12 protein-coding genes are annotated in these 20772 nt (G+C 36.3%); 5 read left to right on the forward strand and 7 right to left on the reverse strand.

From position 1 onward, the window contains the following. Positions 1-450: 450 nt before the first annotated feature. Both ACFO7M_RS01500 and ACFO7M_RS01505 read right to left on the reverse strand, forming a co-directional pair. Complete coding sequence (locus ACFO7M_RS01500) at positions 451-825, reverse strand: DUF2809 domain-containing protein (RefSeq protein ID WP_379733655.1); 375 nt, start codon at positions 823-825, stop codon at positions 451-453. After that, positions 825-2243 (reverse strand): L-serine ammonia-lyase, encoded by a 1419-nt coding sequence (locus ACFO7M_RS01505; protein WP_379733656.1) that lies wholly within the window; start codon positions 2241-2243, stop codon positions 825-827. The genes ACFO7M_RS01500 and ACFO7M_RS01505 overlap by 1 nt, the downstream gene beginning before the upstream one ends. Before the next feature lie 123 nt (positions 2244-2366). Here ACFO7M_RS01505 and ACFO7M_RS01510 point away from each other — a divergent pair, with 123 nt between their 5' ends. Both ACFO7M_RS01510 and ACFO7M_RS01515 read left to right on the forward strand, forming a co-directional pair. Continuing rightward, complete coding sequence (locus ACFO7M_RS01510) at positions 2367-4292, forward strand: LTA synthase family protein (RefSeq protein WP_379713104.1); 1926 nt, start codon at positions 2367-2369, stop codon at positions 4290-4292. Between the two features lies 1 nt (position 4293). Further along, the gene (locus ACFO7M_RS01515) at positions 4294-4869 is read left to right on the forward strand and encodes a dual specificity protein phosphatase family protein (protein ID WP_379733658.1); all 576 of its coding nucleotides are present in this window, start codon (positions 4294-4296) and stop codon (positions 4867-4869) included. A 30-nt stretch (positions 4870-4899) separates the two neighbouring features. Here ACFO7M_RS01515 and ACFO7M_RS01520 read toward each other — a convergent pair whose 3' ends face one another. Then, the gene (locus tag ACFO7M_RS01520; RefSeq protein WP_379733660.1) at positions 4900-5760 is read right to left on the reverse strand and encodes an EamA family transporter; all 861 of its coding nucleotides are present in this window, start codon (positions 5758-5760) and stop codon (positions 4900-4902) included. Positions 5761-5923: 163 nt separating this feature from the next. Between ACFO7M_RS01520 and ACFO7M_RS01525 the strand changes: the two genes are divergently transcribed. Beyond that, entirely contained in the window at positions 5924-8170 is a 2247-nt protein-coding gene (locus ACFO7M_RS01525) for a response regulator (protein WP_379733662.1), read from the forward strand. A gap of 40 nt (positions 8171-8210) precedes the next feature. On the opposite strand, the gene purL is transcribed toward ACFO7M_RS01525, so the two are convergent. From purL to ACFO7M_RS01545, 4 genes are all read right to left on the reverse strand, one after another. Next, the gene (purL, locus tag ACFO7M_RS01530; protein WP_379733664.1) at positions 8211-11879 is read right to left on the reverse strand and encodes a phosphoribosylformylglycinamidine synthase; all 3669 of its coding nucleotides are present in this window, start codon (positions 11877-11879) and stop codon (positions 8211-8213) included. An 88-nt stretch (positions 11880-11967) separates the two neighbouring features. Then, positions 11968-13788 carry an endonuclease gene (locus tag ACFO7M_RS01535; protein ID WP_379713094.1) on the reverse strand — a complete coding sequence of 607 codons (1821 nt, stop codon included), beginning with the start codon at positions 13786-13788 and terminating at the stop codon, positions 11968-11970. A 578-nt stretch (positions 13789-14366) separates the two neighbouring features. Continuing rightward, complete coding sequence (locus ACFO7M_RS01540; RefSeq protein ID WP_379713092.1) at positions 14367-15464, reverse strand: endonuclease; 1098 nt, start codon at positions 15462-15464, stop codon at positions 14367-14369. 150 nt (positions 15465-15614) lie between these two features. Then, positions 15615-16829 carry an RsmB/NOP family class I SAM-dependent RNA methyltransferase gene (locus tag ACFO7M_RS01545; protein ID WP_379733666.1) on the reverse strand — a complete coding sequence of 405 codons (1215 nt, stop codon included), beginning with the start codon at positions 16827-16829 and terminating at the stop codon, positions 15615-15617. A gap of 250 nt (positions 16830-17079) precedes the next feature. On the opposite strand from ACFO7M_RS01545, the gene lpdA reads away from it, so the two are divergent. Together lpdA and ACFO7M_RS01555 are read left to right on the forward strand one after the other, a co-directional pair. Beyond that, positions 17080-18468, forward strand: a complete 1389-nt coding sequence (gene lpdA / locus ACFO7M_RS01550) for a dihydrolipoyl dehydrogenase (RefSeq protein ID WP_379713088.1) — start codon at positions 17080-17082, stop codon at positions 18466-18468. A 315-nt stretch (positions 18469-18783) separates the two neighbouring features. Continuing rightward, positions 18784-20700 (forward strand): SPFH domain-containing protein, encoded by a 1917-nt coding sequence (locus tag ACFO7M_RS01555; protein WP_379713086.1) that lies wholly within the window; start codon positions 18784-18786, stop codon positions 20698-20700. The last annotated feature ends 72 nt before the right edge of the window (positions 20701-20772 follow it).

A 20772-nucleotide genomic window follows, 5' to 3' on the forward strand; every position in this document is an offset into this window, starting at 1 on the left:
AACTATAAACTAAAAGATGAGAACTAGTTATTAAGTAACGTGAACTATAAACTAAAAGTTGTGAACTAGTTATTAAGTAACGTGAACTATAAACTTAAAGATGTGAACTAGTTATTAAGTAACGTGAACTATAAACTAAAAGATGTGAACTAGTTATTAAGTAACGTGAACTACTAATTAAGTTTGGTGAACTAGTTATTAAGTAACGAGAACTACTAATTAAGTTTGGTGAACTAGTTATTAAGTAACGAGAACTACTAATTAAGTTTGGTGAACTACTTACTAAGTAATGAGAACTACTAATAAAGTTTGGTGAACTAGTTACTAAGTAATGTGAACTAATTTATCTTTAAACAGCACTAAGGACTAAGTACTATGGACTAATTACTACTAATTCATAACACATAATTAGCTTCGCTCTGTTCGCCTCTTTCTAAGGCGAGGCTCGGGTCATAGCTTATAATTTCTCAGAAGAAAAACATCTGCTACATATCCTAAACCTGTACCTAACGAGTAATAAATTAAATCACTCCAAAGAAACCCTTGTCCAAGTATATACTTACCGGGTAAGGTTAGACGTAAAGTAACCAACCATTCATACTGTAAAGTCTGCTGGAATTCGATAGCAAAGCAGAGTAGGAGAGCGATACTGAAAATGTATGAATACTTCTTATTCGGTAAAAGAAAGCCTACGATGCAATACATCATGACCGCATACAAAACATCGCCCACAAATAAAGGAATACTACCGAATGCTCTTGATGCAATACCTAATACAATAATGAAAAGGATACAACAGAAGTAAGTCAACCGCGTTTTTACCATTAACAATCGGCCATGTTAACTGCTACTGCAAGTCCACCTTCTGAAGTTTCTTTGTATTTATTGTTCATGTCTTTGGCGGTTTGCCACATCGTATTGACTACTTTGTCCAGAGGGACTTTTGCGTTTTTAGGATCGGTTTCCAAAGCCAATTCAGCAGCGTTTATTGCCTTGATTGCTCCCATAGTGTTTCTCTCGATACACGGTATTTGTACTAAACCACCGATTGGGTCACAGGTTAATCCCAAATGATGTTCCATAGCAATCTCGGCAGCCATTAAAACCTGTTCCGGAGTTCCGCCCATTACTTCGCAAAGTGCAGCTGCAGCCATGGCTGAAGATACCCCAATTTCTGCTTGGCATCCGCCCATTGCAGCAGATATAGTTGCTCCTTTCTTGAAGATACTTCCAATTTCTCCGGCTACCATTAAAAACTGTTTGATTTGCTTGTCATCGGCAGTATGGTTTTCAATCACCATATAATACATTAAAACCGCTGGAATTACACCGGCACTTCCATTTGTTGGTGCAGTAACCACACGTCCTAAAGAAGCATTAACTTCGTTCACCGCTAACGCAAAACAGCTTACCCATTTTAGAATCTGACGGAATTTCACTTCAGTTTTACGAATGGTTTCCAGCCATTCCTGAGGCGAATTATAGTTAGCCAAGCCAATCAAGTTTTGGTGCATGTCAAAAGCGCGACGACGAACGTTCAATCCACCGGGTAGTATGCCTTCACTATGACAGCCAATATACATGCATTCCAACATGGTATGCCATACACGAAGGAGTTCGTTATGCACTTCTTCTTCTGAACGCATCGATTTTTCGTTGTCGTACACAATTTCCGATATTTTACGGTTTTGTTGCTGACAATACTCCAATAATTCAGACGCTAAAGTAATAGGATAAGGGAAAGCACATTTGATTTCCGATTTGGCTGAGGTTGTTTCCTCCTTCACAACAAATCCGCCACCGATAGAATAAAAAGTGGATTCGTAAGAACCCTTATCGTGATAGGCGGTAAATGTTAAACCATTGGCGTGAAAGGGAAGAAAATTTTTATTGAAAACGATATCTTTTTCAATATCAAAATCAATTGTGAATTGATTGTTGAGTTGTAGTTTATGGCTGTTCTTAATGTTTTTGATAATACCATCAATATCCTGTACGGGAATGTACTCGGGATCTTGTCCGCTCAGTCCCAGCATTACAGCCAAATCAGTAGCGTGTCCCACACCTGTTAAGGACAATGAACCGTACAAATCCACCTTTACTTGTGTGGTTTGTTCAAGTAGGTTGAGGTCTTTGAGTTCGATTAAAAATCGTTCTGCGGCACGCCAAGGTCCCAAAGTGTGTGAACTTGAAGGTCCAACACCAATTTTTAACATATCAAATACCGAAATACATTCTTCCATACACTACAACGATTTAGTCTACAAAGATAACGGCTATTTGATAACAAAAAAGTTATAATTTTTTAAAAATGTAGTAAGATATGGTTTTATCCTCTACTTTTGCTGTTCGAAAATGCATTCTCAATGACTAAATTTTTTAGAACTCAGGAATATAAAGTCCTAATTTATAGAATCTTTTTAGCGTATTTGTTTTACTCAATTGCGCGATTATTGTTTTTTTTCTATAATTTCTCTTACCTGAAAGTCGATTCGATTTCAGAATACTTGCGTTTGGCGTATCATGGTTTGGTGTTTGATACTACATCGATTTTGTATGTCAACGGTCTCTTTATTTTGTTGTCGGTATTGCCGTTTTGGGTGAATTCTAAAAAGCACTACCAAAGGGTATTGTTCTATGTGTATTTTGCCTTCAATTTTGTGGCCTACGCTACTAATTTTGCCGATTTTATTTATTATAAATACACCTATTCCAGAACGACAATGGCGATTATGGATATCATAAAGCACGAGTCGAATAAAGGGAATATGTTCTTTCGTTTTATAGTGAGTTATTGGCATGTGTATTTGTTGTTTTTCATTATCGCTTATGTATGGATTCGTTTGTACAAACTGATACGAGTGGAAGAAAAACCGGTAGATCATCATGCAAAGTACTTTTTCACATCGACTGTGAGTTTATTGGCTATTGCTACAATTTGTGTGGGAGGAATTAGAGGTGACTTTAAAAAGAGTACGCGTCCTTTGAATATGATTGACGCCAATCGTTATGTTACCAAGCCCCAACACGCCGATATTGTGTTGAATACGCCTTTTTCTTTGATTCGAACCATCGGTAAAACCAGTTTTAAAAAAGTAAGCTACCCGGTTCAAGCCGGTGTTTTGGAGCGTGAGATACAACCGATTAAGCAATACACAAACAATTCACAATCGACTCCGAATATCGTATTATTCATCACAGAAAGTTACGGACGCGAATATTGGGGTGCGTTCAACAAAGATAGAAACATTAAAAATTACGTGAGTTATACTCCGTTTTTGGATTCTTTGGCTCAGCAAAGTAGGATTTATTCGAATGCCTTCGCAAACGGAAGTAAGTCCATCCACGGAATGTCATCCGTAATTTCAGGTATTCCTTCCTTTAGAGATGCTTTTACTTCTTCGCCATATCCAAAACAGAAGATTCAGTCATTAGTATCATGCTTGGAAGAAATGGGGTACGATACTTCATTCTTTCATGGAGCGCCGAATGGTTCAATGGGATTCTTAGGGTTTGGAAATATTTTAGGTTTTGACCATTATTACGGGAAAACCGAATTCAATAATGATGCAGAACACGACGGTGTATGGGGAATCTGGGACGAACCGTTCATGCAGTTTATGAAACAACAATTGGATACCAAGAAAAAGCCATTTTTCAGTACTATTTTCACGGTTTCCTCACACGAACCTTATATCGTACCAAAACAGTATGAAGGCAAGTTCCCGAAAGGAACCAATAAAATGCATCAATGTGTTGGCTATACAGACTATGCCTTTAAGAAGTTTTTTGAGTCGGCAAAGAAGCAACCTTGGTTTAAGAATACGATTTTTATTATTACTGCCGATCATGGTAATTTAACCGGTTATCCGGAATACGAGAAAGTGATCAATCGTCAGGCGGTACCAATCTTGATTTACAAACCTGACGGAAGTTTAAAAGGCGATCATAAAGAGTTGGCGCAGCAAATCGATATTTACCCAACGGTCTTGGATATGGTTGGTTATAATAAACCGTTCAGAAGTTGGGGAAGAAGCTTGGTAGGCGATGCGAAAATCAAACCTTTTGTGGTGAATTTCAGCGGAAACCAATACCAATTTCAAAGAGGAAATTATATCTGTATATTTGATGGTAAAAAGGTTACCGGCTATTATGATATCAATGACAAAGGCTTAGAAAGAAACCTGATTGCCAAACCTAATGCCGAAATGTTGGAGACAGGAGAAGCTTGTAAAGCTTTCTTGAAAGACTATTTTGAACGCATCATCGATCAAAAATTATATTATCAATAAAATGAAAAAGAAATTAGGAATTTTAGTTGTCTTTGTGGTCCTTATTGGAGTAGGGAAGTATGTATACGATATGCATATCAACCATAACTTCGAAACGATTACGGAAGGAAAAGTTTACAAAAGTGGTGTAATACCTCCCGATGAAATTGAAGACTACGTAAAGAAATACAAAATCAAGAGTATTGTCGATTTACGTTTCCCAGGTACGGGAGATGATGTGAACAATCCTGAGATTCCCGAAGAGTTAACAGCAGAAAAGAATGCAGTTGAGAAAATTCCGGGTGTGAACTATTTCAACAATGGTTCAGATCAGGTACCGAAGCAGCACAATTTGGATCGCTTCTTTGAGATTATGGACAAGCCTGAAAACTATCCCGTGCTAATTCATTGTTACCATGGTGTAGGACGTGCTGAAATGTATTCGGCGCTTTACAGAATTGAATACGAAGGGATGGATCGTGATGAAGCAAGAACGAGCACCCGCTTTTTAACAAAATGGAGTTCCTTTGATTTAGGGAAACCCAAAGGCGATTTCCTTCATGCTTATGAATCCAGAAAAGAGAAAGCAAAAAAATAATAAAAAAAGTCCCAAAATTTGGGACTTTTTTTATTGTAGTTGGGAATAGGCGATTAAAGCGATAGACAGCAATGAAAAAGCAATTCCAACATAATTTAGAGGGGAGAGTTTTTCTTTAAAATAAGCAACCCCAATTAAGCTTCCCAATAGTATAACGCCCATATTCATTCCGATAAATACAGTAGAAGGATTCGAGGACAAGGATTGATGTGCTTTTATGTAAAAGAAAATATTTCCGAAGTTGAGAAGTCCGGTTGCAATTCCCCAATACATATTTTGAATGGCAAAGCCTTCCTTTTTGGACACAATGTAATAGCCGGCAATAAGTGTTGCAATGAGAAAGGCACCACCAAAAACAAGAAGAAGTAATTCTGTGAATTGTAGTTCTCCAATGGTAGCCACCTTTTTGAATAAGATGTCTATAATCCCAAATCCGAATAAAACCAATAGCAAGAAATAGTTTTTTCGCCAATCCGATTCGTTTTTTTGTTTTCTATAGAACGTAAAAAAGATAGCGATGAAGGCGAGAGTTAAACCTAAATTTTTATAGGCATTGAACACTTCTTTGGCAATAAATAACGAAAAAGAGATGGATATAAATAAGGACAAACGTTGAGCAATGTCTGTTTTTACAATACCGGAATATTTGATGGCTTTCGCCTGAAAGACAAATACAATAGGTAAAAGAAAAATAAGACTTCCAGTTACAAAAGCGGTTTCTATACCAAAGTTGGTTTTTAGTTGTGGTTTAAAAAATAGAACCAAAGAAAGTAAAGCGAAAACATAGTTCCAAGCTATGATTTGATAAATACTCAGGTTTTTTTTTCGGGCGATTTTGAAAAGTACCCCTACTAAAACACTGCAAATAATACTGAAAAGAATATAATACATTGTTAAATTTTATTCAAAGATAGGAATCCATTACACGAAGTGCAATTTTAAATAGTAATGAACGTTATCTGTGCAGTATAACGTAAAAACCTGTAGTTTAAATTGTAAAATTTGGATGAAAGTAATTATTATTGTAAATTGATAGAAATTAATAGGTTATCACGTGAAATTTTCAATTAAAGCAAATGTCAAATTGGGTTTGTCTATGATGTTGCACAGGCTATCATGTTGCTTTTTTCTTATTATTTTCTTTTTTACTTCTTCAGCTTTTGCAAATCAAGAACAAACGGCCATCGATCCTGCCGTTTTGAATGAATTTGAAAAGGCCAAAAAGCTATTGAGTCTAAATGATTATGAACATTATCAGAAAGGTTCTCATTTGATCAATGAATTAGAAAAAAAACTGATTAGGTCCAATAATTACGATCAGTTGCTTTATCTGTATTTAGAGATTTCCTATTTCTATGTATCTACTTTTGATTATGCGACCAGCAAGAAAGTGTTAGACAAAGTAGAACGAGTTTTAGACAAACACAACAATAATTGTATTCGAGGCGAATATTATGAGCATTTGGCAGTGTTTTATAATTCCCAAGGGAATGAAGCCTTAGATGAAAAATACACCTTACTTTCAGAACAGTATTTGAAGAAATATGCGCCATTAGAGAAGCAGGTGGATATGTACTATAATCTGACTTTACTGTATTTAAAGAAAGAAGATTGGAACAAAACATTGGAAAATTCGTTGAAATACCTAGAAGTAAACGAAAAGACCAATGGTGATCCGGACCAACCGGAAACCAACTTGTTTATTGCTGAATGTTATTATCATTTGAACAAAATTGATGATGCATTAAAGTATTTGGCAATTGCTGATAAATCTAAAGCTTTTCAAAAACAAGATGATGATTACTTATTGCATTCCCGCTATTTTACAATTTTAGGGAAGATTAATGAAAAGCTAAAAAACTACAAAGAAGCGACCGAAAATTTCAAAGCAGCAAATGATTTTTTAAAAAAGCGACTTATTTATCGCGTGGTGAAGATGAATCTTTCTTTGAATCAACAAAGAGAATTGGAGATTAAAAACATCGAATTCCAATCTATTATCAAACAAAATCAGCTTAAAAGTGAAAACGTCAAATACAAGAATTATCTTTTGATTCTTTGTTTGTTTACTATTATAACACTAATTGTATTGTTGTATTTTCAGTATCGAAATGCCCGATTCAAAAGTTCAACCAATGATTTACTCAACGAAAAAAACGCAATGCTTCATCAGGTAAATTCCGAATTGGAAACAGCCCTGAATATCAAGAAGAAATTATTGGATACCATTTCGCATGAGTTGAGAACCCCGATTTATACTTTAAATGGTTTGTTGCATTTAATGGAAGAAGACAAAAGCAATTATGATAAGAATATAGAACAATTGCAGGCTTCAGTTCAAAATCTGTATAGTTTATCTGGAAATATAATCGAAATCAATGTTATTGACAGTTTTGAAAAAGAATATGTTCCAAAGAAAGATATTGTTCAATTAAAGGAATTGCTTGGTAAAATTCTTACCCTCGTAAAAAAGAACAGAACCAATAATAATATCGATTCGTTGGTTTTTGATGCGACAATACCATCACAATTAGTTTTTGATGAGGCAAAACTTTATCAGGTATTGTTTAGTCTGATTGATAATGCGTTTAAATTTTCAAAAGACGGAAGCGTAATCGTGGAAGCTAAGAAATTAAGAGACAATGAGGATACAATAGAAATTCAATTCATTATAAAAGACACCGGTATAGGAATTGAAGAAAATATTAAAGAGAAAATCTATGATTTGTTCTTTCAAGGTTCGGATAAAATCAACTACGAATATGGAGGTTCCGGATTGGGGCTGACCCTGGTTAAAAAGACATTGGCTTTATTTAATAAAACTATTTTTATAGATTCGGAGCCAAACAAAGGAACTACCATTTCTTTTTCCCTTGATTTTGAGAAATACCATGAAGATCCTACAACAATTCAAGTTCCGAAAGAGATACTTGATCCCTCTTCGGTCAAAATTCTTTTGGTAGAGGATAATAAAACCAATCAGTTAATCACACAAAAAATCATAACTCGTAAAGGGTATACTTGCGATGTTGCCAATGATGGTTTGGAAGCTTGTAAGATGGTTGAATTGAACAATTATGATTTGATTCTGATGGATATTATGATGCCAATAATGGACGGATTCGAAGCCTCCGATCATATTTCGAAACTAAAACCATCGATACCCATTGTTGCATTAACAGCGATTTCCGAAGAAGTGAACAAGGAATTATTCTCTGCATCCAGAATTAGAAAAGTGCTCAGTAAACCGGTCGATGTGGAGGAATTGTATGAAACAATTGTATATTTTGTAACTAAATAAAAAAAACGCTCAATTTGAGCGTTTTTTTTATTTATTGGGATTACTTATTTTTAGTTTCAATCCATTTACGTGCATTAACAAAGGCTTCATGCCATGGAGTCACTTCATCTTTATGTCCGTTATCTGGATAATATGCCCAGTTCCATGGGAAAGTAGAACGTTCAATATGTGGCATGGTCACCAAGTGGCGTCCAGTTTTGTCGCATAGCATGGCTGTATTGAACGCTGATCCGTTTGGATTGGCAGGATAACTATCATAACCATATTTACCCACAATATTATATTGATCTTCAGAATAAGGTAAGTTGAATTTACCTTCTCCATGTGAAACCCAAACACCCAAAGTTGTACCTTCTAATGAGGATAACATCACAGAGTTGTTTTTCTCCACAGTTACTGAAGTAAAGATACTTTCGTGTTTATGACTATTGTTGTGTGTCATTTTTCCATGAACTTCATGCTCCGGATTGATTAATTCCAATTCCATGAATAGCTGGCAACCATTACAAATTCCCACAGATAACGTGTCTTCGCGTTGGAAGAATTTTTTCAATGCTGTATTGGCTTTTTCATTGTATAAGAAGGCACCTGCCCAACCTTTAGCTGATCCTAAAACATCTGAATTAGAGAATCCACCAACCGCTCCAATGAACTGAATATCTTCTAATGTTTCACGACCAGAAATCAAATCGGTCATATGAACATCTTTTACATCAAAACCTGCTAAGAACATAGCGTTAGCCATTTCTCTTTCGGAGTTACTTCCTTTTTCACGGATGATAGCTGCTTTTGGTCTTGGTTTAGTAGCGTCTATAACTGGAGCTTTTCCGTCAAAATGTGAAGGAAAAGTATAGGTTAAAGGTTGGTTTTTGTAATTGTTATAACGTTCTTGAGCAGTTCCGTTCTTCGATTGTTTTGAATCCAAAAGGAAAGAAGTTTTGAACCAAGTATCTCTTACTTCGGAAACAGCAAAAGTAAATGCATCCGAATGGTTGGTAATGGTTATCGAATTTCCTTCTACAACTGATCCAATGTTGAAAATTTCAATATTGTGTTGTGCAAAAATAGTTTCTACAGCAGCATCAGCTTGGAAAACTACTGCTATATTTTCATTGAACAATGCCTTTACGGTATCAGTTTCTCCCAAAGAAGTCAAATCGAAAGAGGCGCCTAAATTTACATCGGCAAAGCACATTTCCAGTAATGTTGTAATCAAACCACCACTACCAATGTCGTGACCGGCTTTAATTTTACGTTCTTTGATTAAATCCTGTACTACATTGAAAGCTTTCTTGAAATACGCGGCATTAGTTATAGTAGGAACTTCTGAACCGATTTTATTTAAAATCTGTGCCAATGAACTTCCTCCTAATTTAAAGTCATCTTGAGATAAGTTCAAATAGTAAATATTTCCTCCGTTGCGTTGTAAAACGGGTTCAACTACTTTGGTTATATTAGAACAGTTCCCTGCTGCAGAAATAATTACTGTTCCAGGAGCAATTACTTCGTCGTTAGGATATTTTTGCTTCATTGAAAGTGAATCTTTTCCAGTTGGAATATTGATTCCCAATTCGAGAGCAAAATCGGAACAACCTTTTACCGCTTCGTATAATCTAGCATCTTCTCCTTCATTTTTACATGCCCACATCCAATTAGCAGATAATGAAACCGATTTCAATCCATCTTTTAATGGAGCCCAAACCAAATTGGATAAAGCTTCTCCAATAGAATTTCTGGATCCTGCAACAGGATCTACTAATGCAGCAACTGGAGAGTGACCAATTGTGGTTGCAATTCCTTCTTTTCCTTTGAAATCAAGCGCCATAACCCCTACATTATTCAATGGTAATTGTAGTGGTCCAGCACATTGTTGTTTAGCAACTCGGCCACCAACACAACGATCCACTTTGTTGGTTAACCAGTCTTTACAAGCTACCGCTTCTAATTGAAGCACTTGGTTCAAATACGAAGGTATATTTTGTGCCGTATAATCTAGATTTGAATAATTGACAGCAACAGTTGTATCGGTCATGATTGTCTTTGGTGAACTTCCGAAGAAGTCTTCCAGCGCATAATCCATTGGTTTTGCACCAGTAGTTTTGGACTCGAAAGTAAAACGATGGTCAGCAGTTACATCTCCAACTTGGTACATAGGAGATCGTTCTCTATCTGCAATTTTTTGAAGGATGTCAATATTTTCTTCACCAATCACCAATCCCATTCTTTCTTGAGATTCGTTTCCGATGATTTCTTTAGCAGAAAGGGTAGGGTCACCTACGGGAAGTTTGTCTAAATCGATTAAACCACCTGTATCTTCCACTAATTCTGAAAGACAATTTAAGTGTCCACCAGCGCCATGATCGTGAATGGAAACAATAGGATTCGCATCACTTTCTACTAAACCACGAATGGCATTGGCAGCGCGTTTTTGCATTTCGGGGTTGGAACGTTGAATGGCATTCAATTCAATTCCTGAACCGAAAGCACCGGTATCTGCAGACGAAACAGCAGCACCACCCATTCCAATTCTATAATTTTCTCCACCAAGAATTACGATTTTATCGCCTTCTTGAGGTTTCTTTTTGATCGCTTGATCTAATTTTCCGTAGCCAATTCCACCGGCAAGCATGATAACTTTATCGAAACCTAATTTACGAGCTTCTTCTTCGTGTTCGAAAGTTAGAACAGAACCAGTAATTAAAGGTTGTCCGAATTTATTACCAAAATCAGAAGCACCATTAGAGGCTTTGATCAAAATATCCATTGGAGTTTGGTACAACCATTTTCTTTCTTCCATACCGTTTTCCCATGGTCGATTCTCTTCCAATCTTGAGTAAGACGTCATATATACTGCAGTACCTGCTAAAGGCAATGAGCCTTGTCCGCCAGCAAGACGGTCACGGATTTCTCCTCCTGATCCAGTTGCAGCTCCGTTAAAAGGTTCAACAGTGGTAGGGAAGTTATGTGTTTCCGCTTTCAAAGAAAGAACCGAATCAAATTCTTTTTCGGTGTAGAAATCGGGTTTGTCGGCACTTTTTGGAGCAAACTGCGTTACTTTTGGACCTTTAACGAAAGCAACGTTATCTTTATAAGCTGAAACAATATCATTCGGATTGGTTTCAGAAGTTTTCTTGATTAATTTGAATAGGGAAGTAGGTTTTTCTTCTCCGTCTATTACAAAAGTTCCATTGAAGATTTTATGACGACAGTGTTCTGAGTTGGCTTGTGAGAAAGCAAAAACTTCAGAATCGGTAAGTTTTCTACCTAATTTGTTCGCAAGACTATTTAGGTAATCTACTTCCTCATCACTTAGTGCTAATCCTTCCTGTTTGTTGTATGCCGCAATGTCATCAATATCAAGAATTGGTTCCGGCTGAATATTTATGACGTAAATGTCCTGATTTAATTCCGAGTATTTTTGTGATATCATCGGATCGAAATTGGTAAAATCAGCGGCTACTTTTTCAAACTCCTCAATTCTGATAATACCTGAAATTCCCATGTTTTGGGTTATTTCGACGGCATTTGTACTCCACGGAGTAATCATGGCGGCACGAGGACCAACAAAAAAATCCGTCAGGACGGATTTTTCTATTTTATGTGCGTTGCCAAAAAGCCAGTTTAATTTTGAGATATCTTCTGTCGATAATCCGTTTTGCGTCTGAACGGCAAAAACGGTATTGGTTGAGTTACCAAAAAAATGAATCATTGTTATTGTGTTGTTGTTTTGTGATGCAAATTTAGTATTTCAATTTTGAAATAGAAAAAAATAAAGCGCCAATCGGCGCTTTATTTTTTTAGTTCACAATAACTTTCTTGACAACGGTTTCTGATTCCTTAGTAATCTTTACTAAATAGACACCAGATTGCAGTTGTGAGACAGTATTGTTTTGTGTTGTAATGGCTGATTTTTCAAATACTTTTTTACCTAAAATCGAATAGATTTCCATTGAATATCCTTTTTCGAAGTTAGTAAAATAAACAGTAAAGTTACCATTTGAAGGATTTGGATAGATATCGAAATCGATTGTTGTTAATTGATTTGGATTTGCAGTTCTGTTTCCTAATCCGCTACAAGTATCTATGCCCAGTACATTCCAATCGGCAGTTTTATTGAAGGTTGTAGAAGGAACTGTTGCTGTAGTTTTTCTTTGTAAGGTTTCATCAGCTGAAAAATTTGCTGTACCTCCATTGAAAATACCAATAACATCAATTAAAACTCCATTTTTAAATAGACCAACTGCGTCATTACCATTGAATGTCATTTCTCCAGCTGCTGTAGAAATATTGGCAGTTGTAGTAGAATAGCATGCTGAAGCTATTGTATTGTTTACAATTACATATTTACCATTATTGGCAAGTGTTCCTGTTAAAGCCAAACCTGTACTCCAAGCACCTGAACCATTGGTTTGTTTTTTTATGGAATACGTACTCAAACTCACAGAAGCTCCTGTTCTATTGGTTATTTCAAGTGCTTTATTGTTTGAAGAACCTTCTAGGTATTCTGAGAAGTATAAATCTGATACGGTTGGAGCCGCTGTAGAAGTTGTAACATTAAATGTTGCACTATTAGCGGAAGAATTTCCTGCGGCATCTTTTGCTTTTACGGTAAAAGAATAAGTTGTAGAGGCAGTTAATCCAGTTATAGAACTAGTGGTACTAGTCACAGAAGTTTTAAAGCTTCCATTCATATAAACATCATAACCTGTTACACCAACATTGTCGGTTGAAGCAGACCATGATAAAGTCAAGCTAGTTGAAGTTACATTAGAAGCTGCTAAATTGGTTGGAACAGAAGGTGCCGTAGTATCAGGCGTTCCTCCCCAAATCATACTTACATAATTTGGATTGTCTATAAAAGGATTTCTATTTCCTTGACGTGCATAGATAGCATTGTTTCTTGCAATTTCACGAGCGCTTACTGGATCGGCAGCATGCCAAGCTAAGAGCATATCACGGAAAGCAGTAGTGAAAACTTGATTGCTTGTACCGTTGAACATATCGAATGTGTAACCGGCAACAGTATTTTCATAACGTGTAGCAAAATAGAAATACATGCGGGCTATATCTCCTTTGAAAGCGGCATTAGGTTCAAAAACTGTTCCAGTGTAACCAGAAACGGCACTCGTACCTAACTTACTTCCGTTCTGAGATGTCCACGATGCTGAGGCTACATTTCCATGGGGATAATCGGAACGCATTCCATTTACTTTTCCATCAGTTGGAGGAATGAAGTGAGCATCGGAAACCATTGGAGCACTAGAATTGAATACTGATTGCGGAATCATGTGTTCACGGTTGTAGCAATCACCTTCTACTGCATATGTACCGCATTGACCAGTACTGTAAGCGAAGTTATAAGGATCTGCACCAGATTGATTTTCTGAATACAAATCGAAAATAGTGTTGTCATTTTCGTTCTGATTGTCTCTGTCTGAAGTTTGATACGTAGTCCAGAGTCCAGCGTAGCCTCTGTCTGTATGACCTTTAATAATGTTGTATAATTGGGTTTTTAGGGTATACCCTGTTCCCGTTGCCGAATTGTAATATCCTGCTGGTGCTTGCGCGAAACATCCTGCTGATAGTAAGAATACCAGTAATTGTAATTTTTGTTTCATTTGCTTTGGGTTTTTGTTTTTTGTTTTTGGATTTGTTGTTACTCTGTTTTACTCTTTTTCTTTGTTTTTAATTTATAATTGAACTCCTATTTAATTTTTGTTCTTTATATATAATCTTTTACTCAGATAGTATTCAAAACGCATCACCAGTTTCCCACTTACACCCTTGGCAAGGATCAAACATTAATTTACTCTTTACTCTTTACTCTTTACTCTTTATTCTTTATTCTTTATTCTTTATTCTTTATTCTTTATTCTTTATTCCCATTTATTTAAACTCGGCGAAAGTACTTCTTCAATTGAAGAAAAATAGCGTTTAAATATTATTATATTGTTAACTCATTGAAAACGAATTGCTTTGGAAATATAGAAATAAAAAAACAATATGAATCTTATTTTATTTAATATTTTATTAACAAATCGTTGATTTACAGTTTATTGATTGTTAAATAGAAAAATTCTCACAGTTTTTATTGCCAATTTGATAATTTTCTTAATTTTTGATTTGGATAACTATATAGTCGTTATAAGAATTTATGGACATAAAAAAAGCGGCCGTTAAGGCCGCTTGCATTGTATTAGTTGATAACTATTTTCTTTACGATGGATTTGGAATCTTTGTTAATCTTGACAAGATACATTCCGCTTTGAAGTCCATTTGTTGAAACCGTATTGTCGTTGATATTTTGTTTTTCATACACTTTCTGACCAACCATTGAGTAAATTTCTAAATTGATATCTCCTATTGTAGAATCATATTCGATTCTGAAATTTCCGTTAGATGGGTTGGGGTAAATTTTGAATACATTTTCAGCAAAATCTTCATTACTCAAGGCTGCACATTGTGAGCTCCAAATTTGACAAACATATTCAGGATGGTCAATGTACGGATTACGATTCCCTTGGCGTGCATAAATTGCATTGTTACGGGTAGTTTCATATTGACTCACTGGATCGGCTATGTGCCAACTTAGAAGCATGCTTAAAAAAACAGGATTAAATACTTGATTACTGGTGTTATTAAACATTTCGTAATTGTAAGTAGCCACAGTATTTTCATAACAAGTAGCAAAGTAAAAATACATTCTCGCAATGTCTCCTTTAAATGCTGGATTAGGTTCGAAAACTGTGCCAACATACCCTGGAACTGCACTTGTACCAAGTTTTCCTCCATTGTTTGTTGTTGTTGATGCTGTTGCTACATTTCCATGTGGAAAATCAGCTCTTAGAGCATTAACTCTTTTGTCTGTAGGTGGAATAAAATGAGCATCATTTCTCATCGGAGAAGCTTGAGCGAAAACAGATTGAGGAATTATATGTTCTCTATTGTAAACTTGACATTCACTTCCTCCTCCAGAGCCAGTGTCTTGGCTTGTACCATAAATAAATCCACATTCTCCAGTGCTCCCAGTGGGATTTTCGGTGTAGATATCATAGATTGTATTGTCATTTTCATATCCTACTCCAGTAAATACATCTCTATCAGAAGTTTGATATGTTGTCCATAAGTTTGCATAACCTGTTGTACCTGAGACAATGGTATGATTACTTATTATGTTATAAAGATTTGTTTTTAATGTGTATCCTGAACCGGTTGCTGTATCGTAGTAACCCGCAGGAATTTGAGCAAATCCTAAAAAGGAATTCAATAAAAATAGTAAGTAGATTTTTTTCATTTTTTGATAATTTAAAAAAATTGGGGATTCAAATGTAAACATTTATTGCAAATAGCAATGAAATATTAGTAATTTTCTTATTTTAAATTAATTAGCGTAAGAAAAATAGAACAAAAAATAAATTTGGGTTTGGAAATTTTTACTTGGTTTTTACGGTTTTCTTTCTAATAGAGCCATATAAAATCCATCGAAGCCTGACTCATGTGCCAGAATTTTGTGGTCTTCTACAAAGGTAAAGTTTTTTCCGCTTTCTGTGGTTAAAAAATTTGCTATTTGTTCTTGATTTTCAGAGGGTAATACCGAACAAGTCGCATAGACTAATTTTCCACCAGGTTTAACTATTCTGGAATAATTTTCTAAAACTTCGGCTTGAATTTTTTTGATATTTTCAATAAACTCCGGCTGTAATTTCCATTTGCTGTCCGGATTACGTTTTAAAACACCTAAACCACTACATGGCGCATCAATTAAAACTCTGTCCGCTTTTTCATGTAGTTTTTTGATGGTTTTCGAGTTATCGATAACGCGCGTTTCAATATTGTGTACTCCGTTACGGCGCGCACGTAATTTTAACTGATTTAATTTACTTTCGTACAAATCCAAAGCAATCAATTGCCCTTTGTTTTCCATGATGGAAGCCAAGTGCAATGTTTTTCCACCGGCACCAGCACAAGTATCTACAACACGCATTCCTGGTTTAACATCCAAAAGAGGAGCAACCAATTGGGATGAAGCGTCTTGCACTTCAAACAAACCGTCTTTAAATTCCTGCGTTAAGAACACATTAGCACGTTCTTTTAACACTAAAGCTTGCGATTGATTTTTGATATACTCGGTTTCGATATTAGCGTCCATTAATCGGGCACGCAATTTTTCGGGAGTTGTTTTTAAAGTATTCACACGTAGAATAACTTTGGCCTGCTCATTTTGAGCTTTAATTTCTTTGGTCCAAGTTGCTTCTCCTAATTCTTTTACACCCAATGCATCCATCCAATCTGGAATCGATTCTTTGATGGCTCTGTTTTTTGATAATTCGTCAAAACGACCTTTGATTTTTCGAACAGGAGTACCTTGTAATTGTGTCCAATCGGGAATAGGATATCCTCTAAGTACAGCCCAAGAAGCAAACATTCTCCACAAGTTATCTCGATCAAAAGGTTCTTTTACCTCTGCGATTTCTGCATACAAACGTTTCCAACGTACAATTTCATAGATGGTTTCTGCAACGAATTTACGGTCGGCACTTCCCCAACGTTTGTCTTTTTTTAGTGCACGAGCTACTACTTTATCGGCATATTCACCTTCATTAAAAATAGCATTTAAAGAGTCTATTGTTGTGTAAACTAAGTTTCTATGTAATCGCATGATGTTAATTTTGAGCGTGCAAAGATAGTGTAAAGTTGGAAGTTAGAAGTTAGAAGTAGGAAGTTTTTTTAATTTACGAAGTTGAATTGGTGGTGAATCTTCATTTCAAATGCGTTAACGGGTGTAGCGAGCTACCGTGTAGCGCGGAACACGTGACCCGAAGGGAAACGCCCAAATAATTAATAGAATATTTGAGTACTCTATATTTATTATGTATTTTCGTGCTCTGAAATTTAGAAAATTTTACGTTATGAAATACGATATTATTGTTTTAGGAAGTGGTCCTGGTGGATACGTAACTGCCATTAGAGCATCACAATTAGGCTTTAAAGTAGCCGTTATCGAGAAAGAAAATTTGGGTGGAATATGTTTGAACTGGGGGTGTATTCCTACGAAAGCGTTATTGAAATCAGCTCAGGTTTTTGATTACCTAAAACACGCATCTGATTATGGTTTAAAAGTAGACAATGTTGATAAAGATTTTGGCGCTGTAATTGCACGTTCTCGCGGAGTAGCGGAAGGAATGAGTAAAGGAGTTCAATTCTTAATGAAGAAAAATAAAATTGATGTTATCGATGGTTTCGGAAAAGTGAAACCAGGAAAAAAAGTAGATGTTACTGCTGCTGACGGAAAAGTAACCGAATATACCGCAGATCACATCATTATTGCAACTGGTGCGCGTTCAAGAGAATTGCCTAATTTACCTCAGGATGGAGTAAAAGTAATCGGATACCGTCAAGCAATGGTGTTACCGGAACAACCAAAGAAAATGATTGTTGTGGGTTCAGGTGCTATCGGAGTGGAATTTGCACACTTCTACAATTCAATGGGTACCGAAGTTACTATCGTTGAGTTCATGCCAAATGTGGTTCCAGTTGAAGACGAAGATATCTCCAAACAATTTGAGCGTTCTTTAAAGAAAGCAGGTATCAATGTAATGACAAATGCTTCTGTAGAGAAAGTGGATACTTCTGGAAAAGGTGTGAAGGCTACAGTTAAAACAGCAAAAGGAGAAGAAATTCTAGAAGCGGATATCGTTCTTTCAGCTGTTGGTATTAAAACAAATATTGAAAATATCGGTTTAGAAGAAACGGGTATTGCTACGGATAGAGATAAAATCTTAGTAAACGCTTACTACCAAACAAATGTTCCTGGTTATTATGCTATTGGAGACGTTACTCCAGGTCAAGCTTTAGCACACGTTGCTTCGGCGGAAGGAATTTTGTGTGTTGAAAAAATTGCTGGTTTACATGTTGAACCATTAGATTACGGAAATATTCCTGGTTGTACTTATGCTACCCCTGAAATTGCTTCTGTTGGTTTAACGGAAAAAGCAGCGAAAGAAAAAGGTTACGAATTGAAAGTGGGTAAATTCCCATTTTCAGCTTCAGGAAAAGCGAAAGCAGCTGGAACTCCTGATGGTTTTGTGAAAGTAATCTTTGATGCTAAATACGGTGAATGGTTAGGTTGTCACATGATTGGTGCCGGAGTTACCGATATGATTGCAGAAGCGGTTGTAGCACGTAAATTAGAGACTACAGGTCACGAAATCTTAAAAGCGGTTCACCCGCACCCAACAATGAGTGAAGCGGTGATGGAAGCGGTAGCTGATGCTTACGGTGAAGTAATTCACTTATAAGATAAACATAAAATAGTTTTGAAGCGTCCCAATTTTTTGGGACGCTTTTATTTTATTGATAATCAATAGGTTTTAAATTGTATAAAAATATTCTTTTTGTTTTCTGTAACAATTGATTTCTTCTAACGTATAATTATCGATTTTACTAAGAAATTAATATCCTAAAATGACACAAAGGTGTTGTATCTTCAAAATAACGACTCAGGCAACTGCGCAATCCTGAAAGTTAACTTTTAATCGGATTCATGATTATACTTCATTTTTCATATTAAGCATTTCTAAAATCATATTTAAAATCATTTAAAATCTATTGTAATGGAAACAATTACTAATTTTTGGTGGCTGATATTAATAGTCGCTTGCTTTATTTTTTACAAGTTTGTGTTACGAGTTTTCTTCGGGATGGTTATAGTTCCTGAAGATAAAATTGGTCTGGTAACCAAGAAATTCGTTCTTTTTGGTACAGATAAAGCGTTGCCGGATGGACGTATTATTGCGACAAAAGGAGAGGCCGGATTTCAGGCTCAAACTTTGGCTCCTGGTTTGTATTGGGGTATGTGGATTTGGCAATATTCGGTTGATATGTCGCCTTTTACAATAATACCGGAAGGGAAAATCGGTTTGGTGCTGAGTAAAGACGGTAAGGAAATACCAACCGGTAGAATACTTGCACGTAAAGTAGCCTGTGATAATTTTCAAGATGCTACTGCTTTCTTGAATAATGGAGGACAAAAAGGACGTCAAACTGCTTTCATCACTACTGGTTCGTACCGTATCAATACGTTTTTATTTGATGTGGTAATGGCAGATCAGATCAAAATTTTTGAAAACATGGTGGGTGTTGTGACTGCGCTTGACGGTGAACCTATTCCAATCGGTCAAATCGCTGGTAAATATGTGGAATCACACAACAATTTTCAAGATTTTGATAAATTCCTGGAAGATGGCGGTAATCGTGGACTTCAACCTCAAGTAATGTTGGCAGGTTCTTATTATATCAATTCTTGGGCTGTTCAAATTGAACAAACTCCTATGACAGATGTGCCTATCGGTTATGTTGGTGTTGTGATTTCGTATATAGGGGAAGACGGTCAGGATGTTACAGGTGAGCATTTCAAACATGGAAATATAGTGTCTAAAGGACAGCGTGGTGTTTGGATGGAACCACTTGGGCCTGGTAAATATGCTTTAAATAAGTATACAACAAAACTGGAATTGGTGCCAACAACCAACTTGGTATTAAACTGGGCGGATGCCAGAAGTGAATCACATAATTTAGACCATAATTTATCTACCATCACGGTTCGTTCTCAGGATGGTTTCCCTTTCAATTTGGATGTGTCACAAATTATCCACGTTCCAGCTAATGAAGCTCCAAAAGTTATTGCGCGTTTCGGTAGTATGACAAATTTAGTTTCTCAGGTTTTGGAGCCTACCATTGGTAACTATTTCCGTAACTCGGCTCAGGAAAGTGATGTGATTTCGTTCTTGAGTACGCGTAAAGAACGTCAGGAGTCAGCTAAAAACCATATCAAAGTAGTATTGGATGAGTACAACGTGAATGCGGTGGATACTTTAATCGGTGATATCGTGCCACCGGATTCTTTGATGAAAACGTTAACTGACAGAAAGATAGCAGAAGAAGAACAAAAGACGTATCAAACGCAAAAAATGGCGCAGGAACAGCGTCAGGGTATGGAAAAAGAAACGGCTATTGCTGATATGCAGAAGGAAATTGTCCGTGCTTCGCAAAGTGTGGAAATCGCACAACGTACTGCTGATGCTACGGTTAAAAAAGCGGAAGGAGATGCAACTAGTCTGAAACTGAACGTGAATGCGGAAGCGGAGGCTACTAAAATGAGAGCGCAGGCAGAAGCGGAAGCAACTAAAGCAAGAGCAGGTGCTCAAGCAGAAGCTACAAGATTGAATGCTAGTGCTGAAGCAGAAAAGATTTCGAAAACCGGTTTGGCTGAGGCTGAGAAAATTATGGCGATCGGTAAATCTACTGCTGAAGCTTATCAATTGCAGGTTTCGGCAATGGGTGGAGATAACTTTACGAAATATAAAATCACAGAGGAAATTGGTAAAGGAAATATTAAAGTGATTCCTGATGTCTTGATCTCCGGTAATAACGGTACCGATGGCGGTATCAGTGGTTTACTGGGAATGAAACTCATGGAAATGATGGATTCGAACAAGGAAATACCAAAAAATCTTCCGAAAAGTAAATAATTACGGATTTAATACTTGAAACCGTCCTGTTGTAAAATGGGACGGTTTTTTTATGCTAAAAGGGTAATCAAC

It is taken from the genome of Flavobacterium sp. GCM10023249, from assembly GCF_042653365.1.
GTDB lineage: Bacteria > Bacteroidota > Bacteroidia > Flavobacteriales > Flavobacteriaceae > Flavobacterium.

Excerpts from the sequence above, each read along its gene's own strand:
- ACFO7M_RS01505 (WP_379733656.1), bottom strand. The coding sequence starts at position 2,243 with ATGGAAGAATGTATTTCGGTATTTGATATGTTAAAAATTGGTGTTGGA.
- ACFO7M_RS01515 (WP_379733658.1), top strand. The coding sequence starts at position 4,294 with ATGAAAAAGAAATTAGGAATTTTAGTTGTCTTTGTGGTCCTTATTGGA.
- ACFO7M_RS01500 (WP_379733655.1), bottom strand. The coding sequence starts at position 825 with ATGGTAAAAACGCGGTTGACTTACTTCTGTTGTATCCTTTTCATTATT.
- ACFO7M_RS01535 (WP_379713094.1), bottom strand. The coding sequence starts at position 13,788 with ATGAAACAAAAATTACAATTACTGGTATTCTTACTATCAGCAGGATGT.
- ACFO7M_RS01540 (WP_379713092.1), bottom strand. The coding sequence starts at position 15,464 with ATGAAAAAAATCTACTTACTATTTTTATTGAATTCCTTTTTAGGATTT.
- ACFO7M_RS01520 (WP_379733660.1), bottom strand. The coding sequence starts at position 5,760 with ATGTATTATATTCTTTTCAGTATTATTTGCAGTGTTTTAGTAGGGGTA.
- purL (WP_379733664.1), bottom strand. The coding sequence starts at position 11,879 with ATGATTCATTTTTTTGGTAACTCAACCAATACCGTTTTTGCCGTTCAG.
- lpdA (WP_379713088.1), top strand. The coding sequence starts at position 17,080 with ATGAAATACGATATTATTGTTTTAGGAAGTGGTCCTGGTGGATACGTA.
- ACFO7M_RS01555 (WP_379713086.1), top strand. The coding sequence starts at position 18,784 with ATGGAAACAATTACTAATTTTTGGTGGCTGATATTAATAGTCGCTTGC.
- ACFO7M_RS01545 (WP_379733666.1), bottom strand. The coding sequence starts at position 16,829 with ATGCGATTACATAGAAACTTAGTTTACACAACAATAGACTCTTTAAAT.
- ACFO7M_RS01510 (WP_379713104.1), top strand. The coding sequence starts at position 2,367 with ATGACTAAATTTTTTAGAACTCAGGAATATAAAGTCCTAATTTATAGA.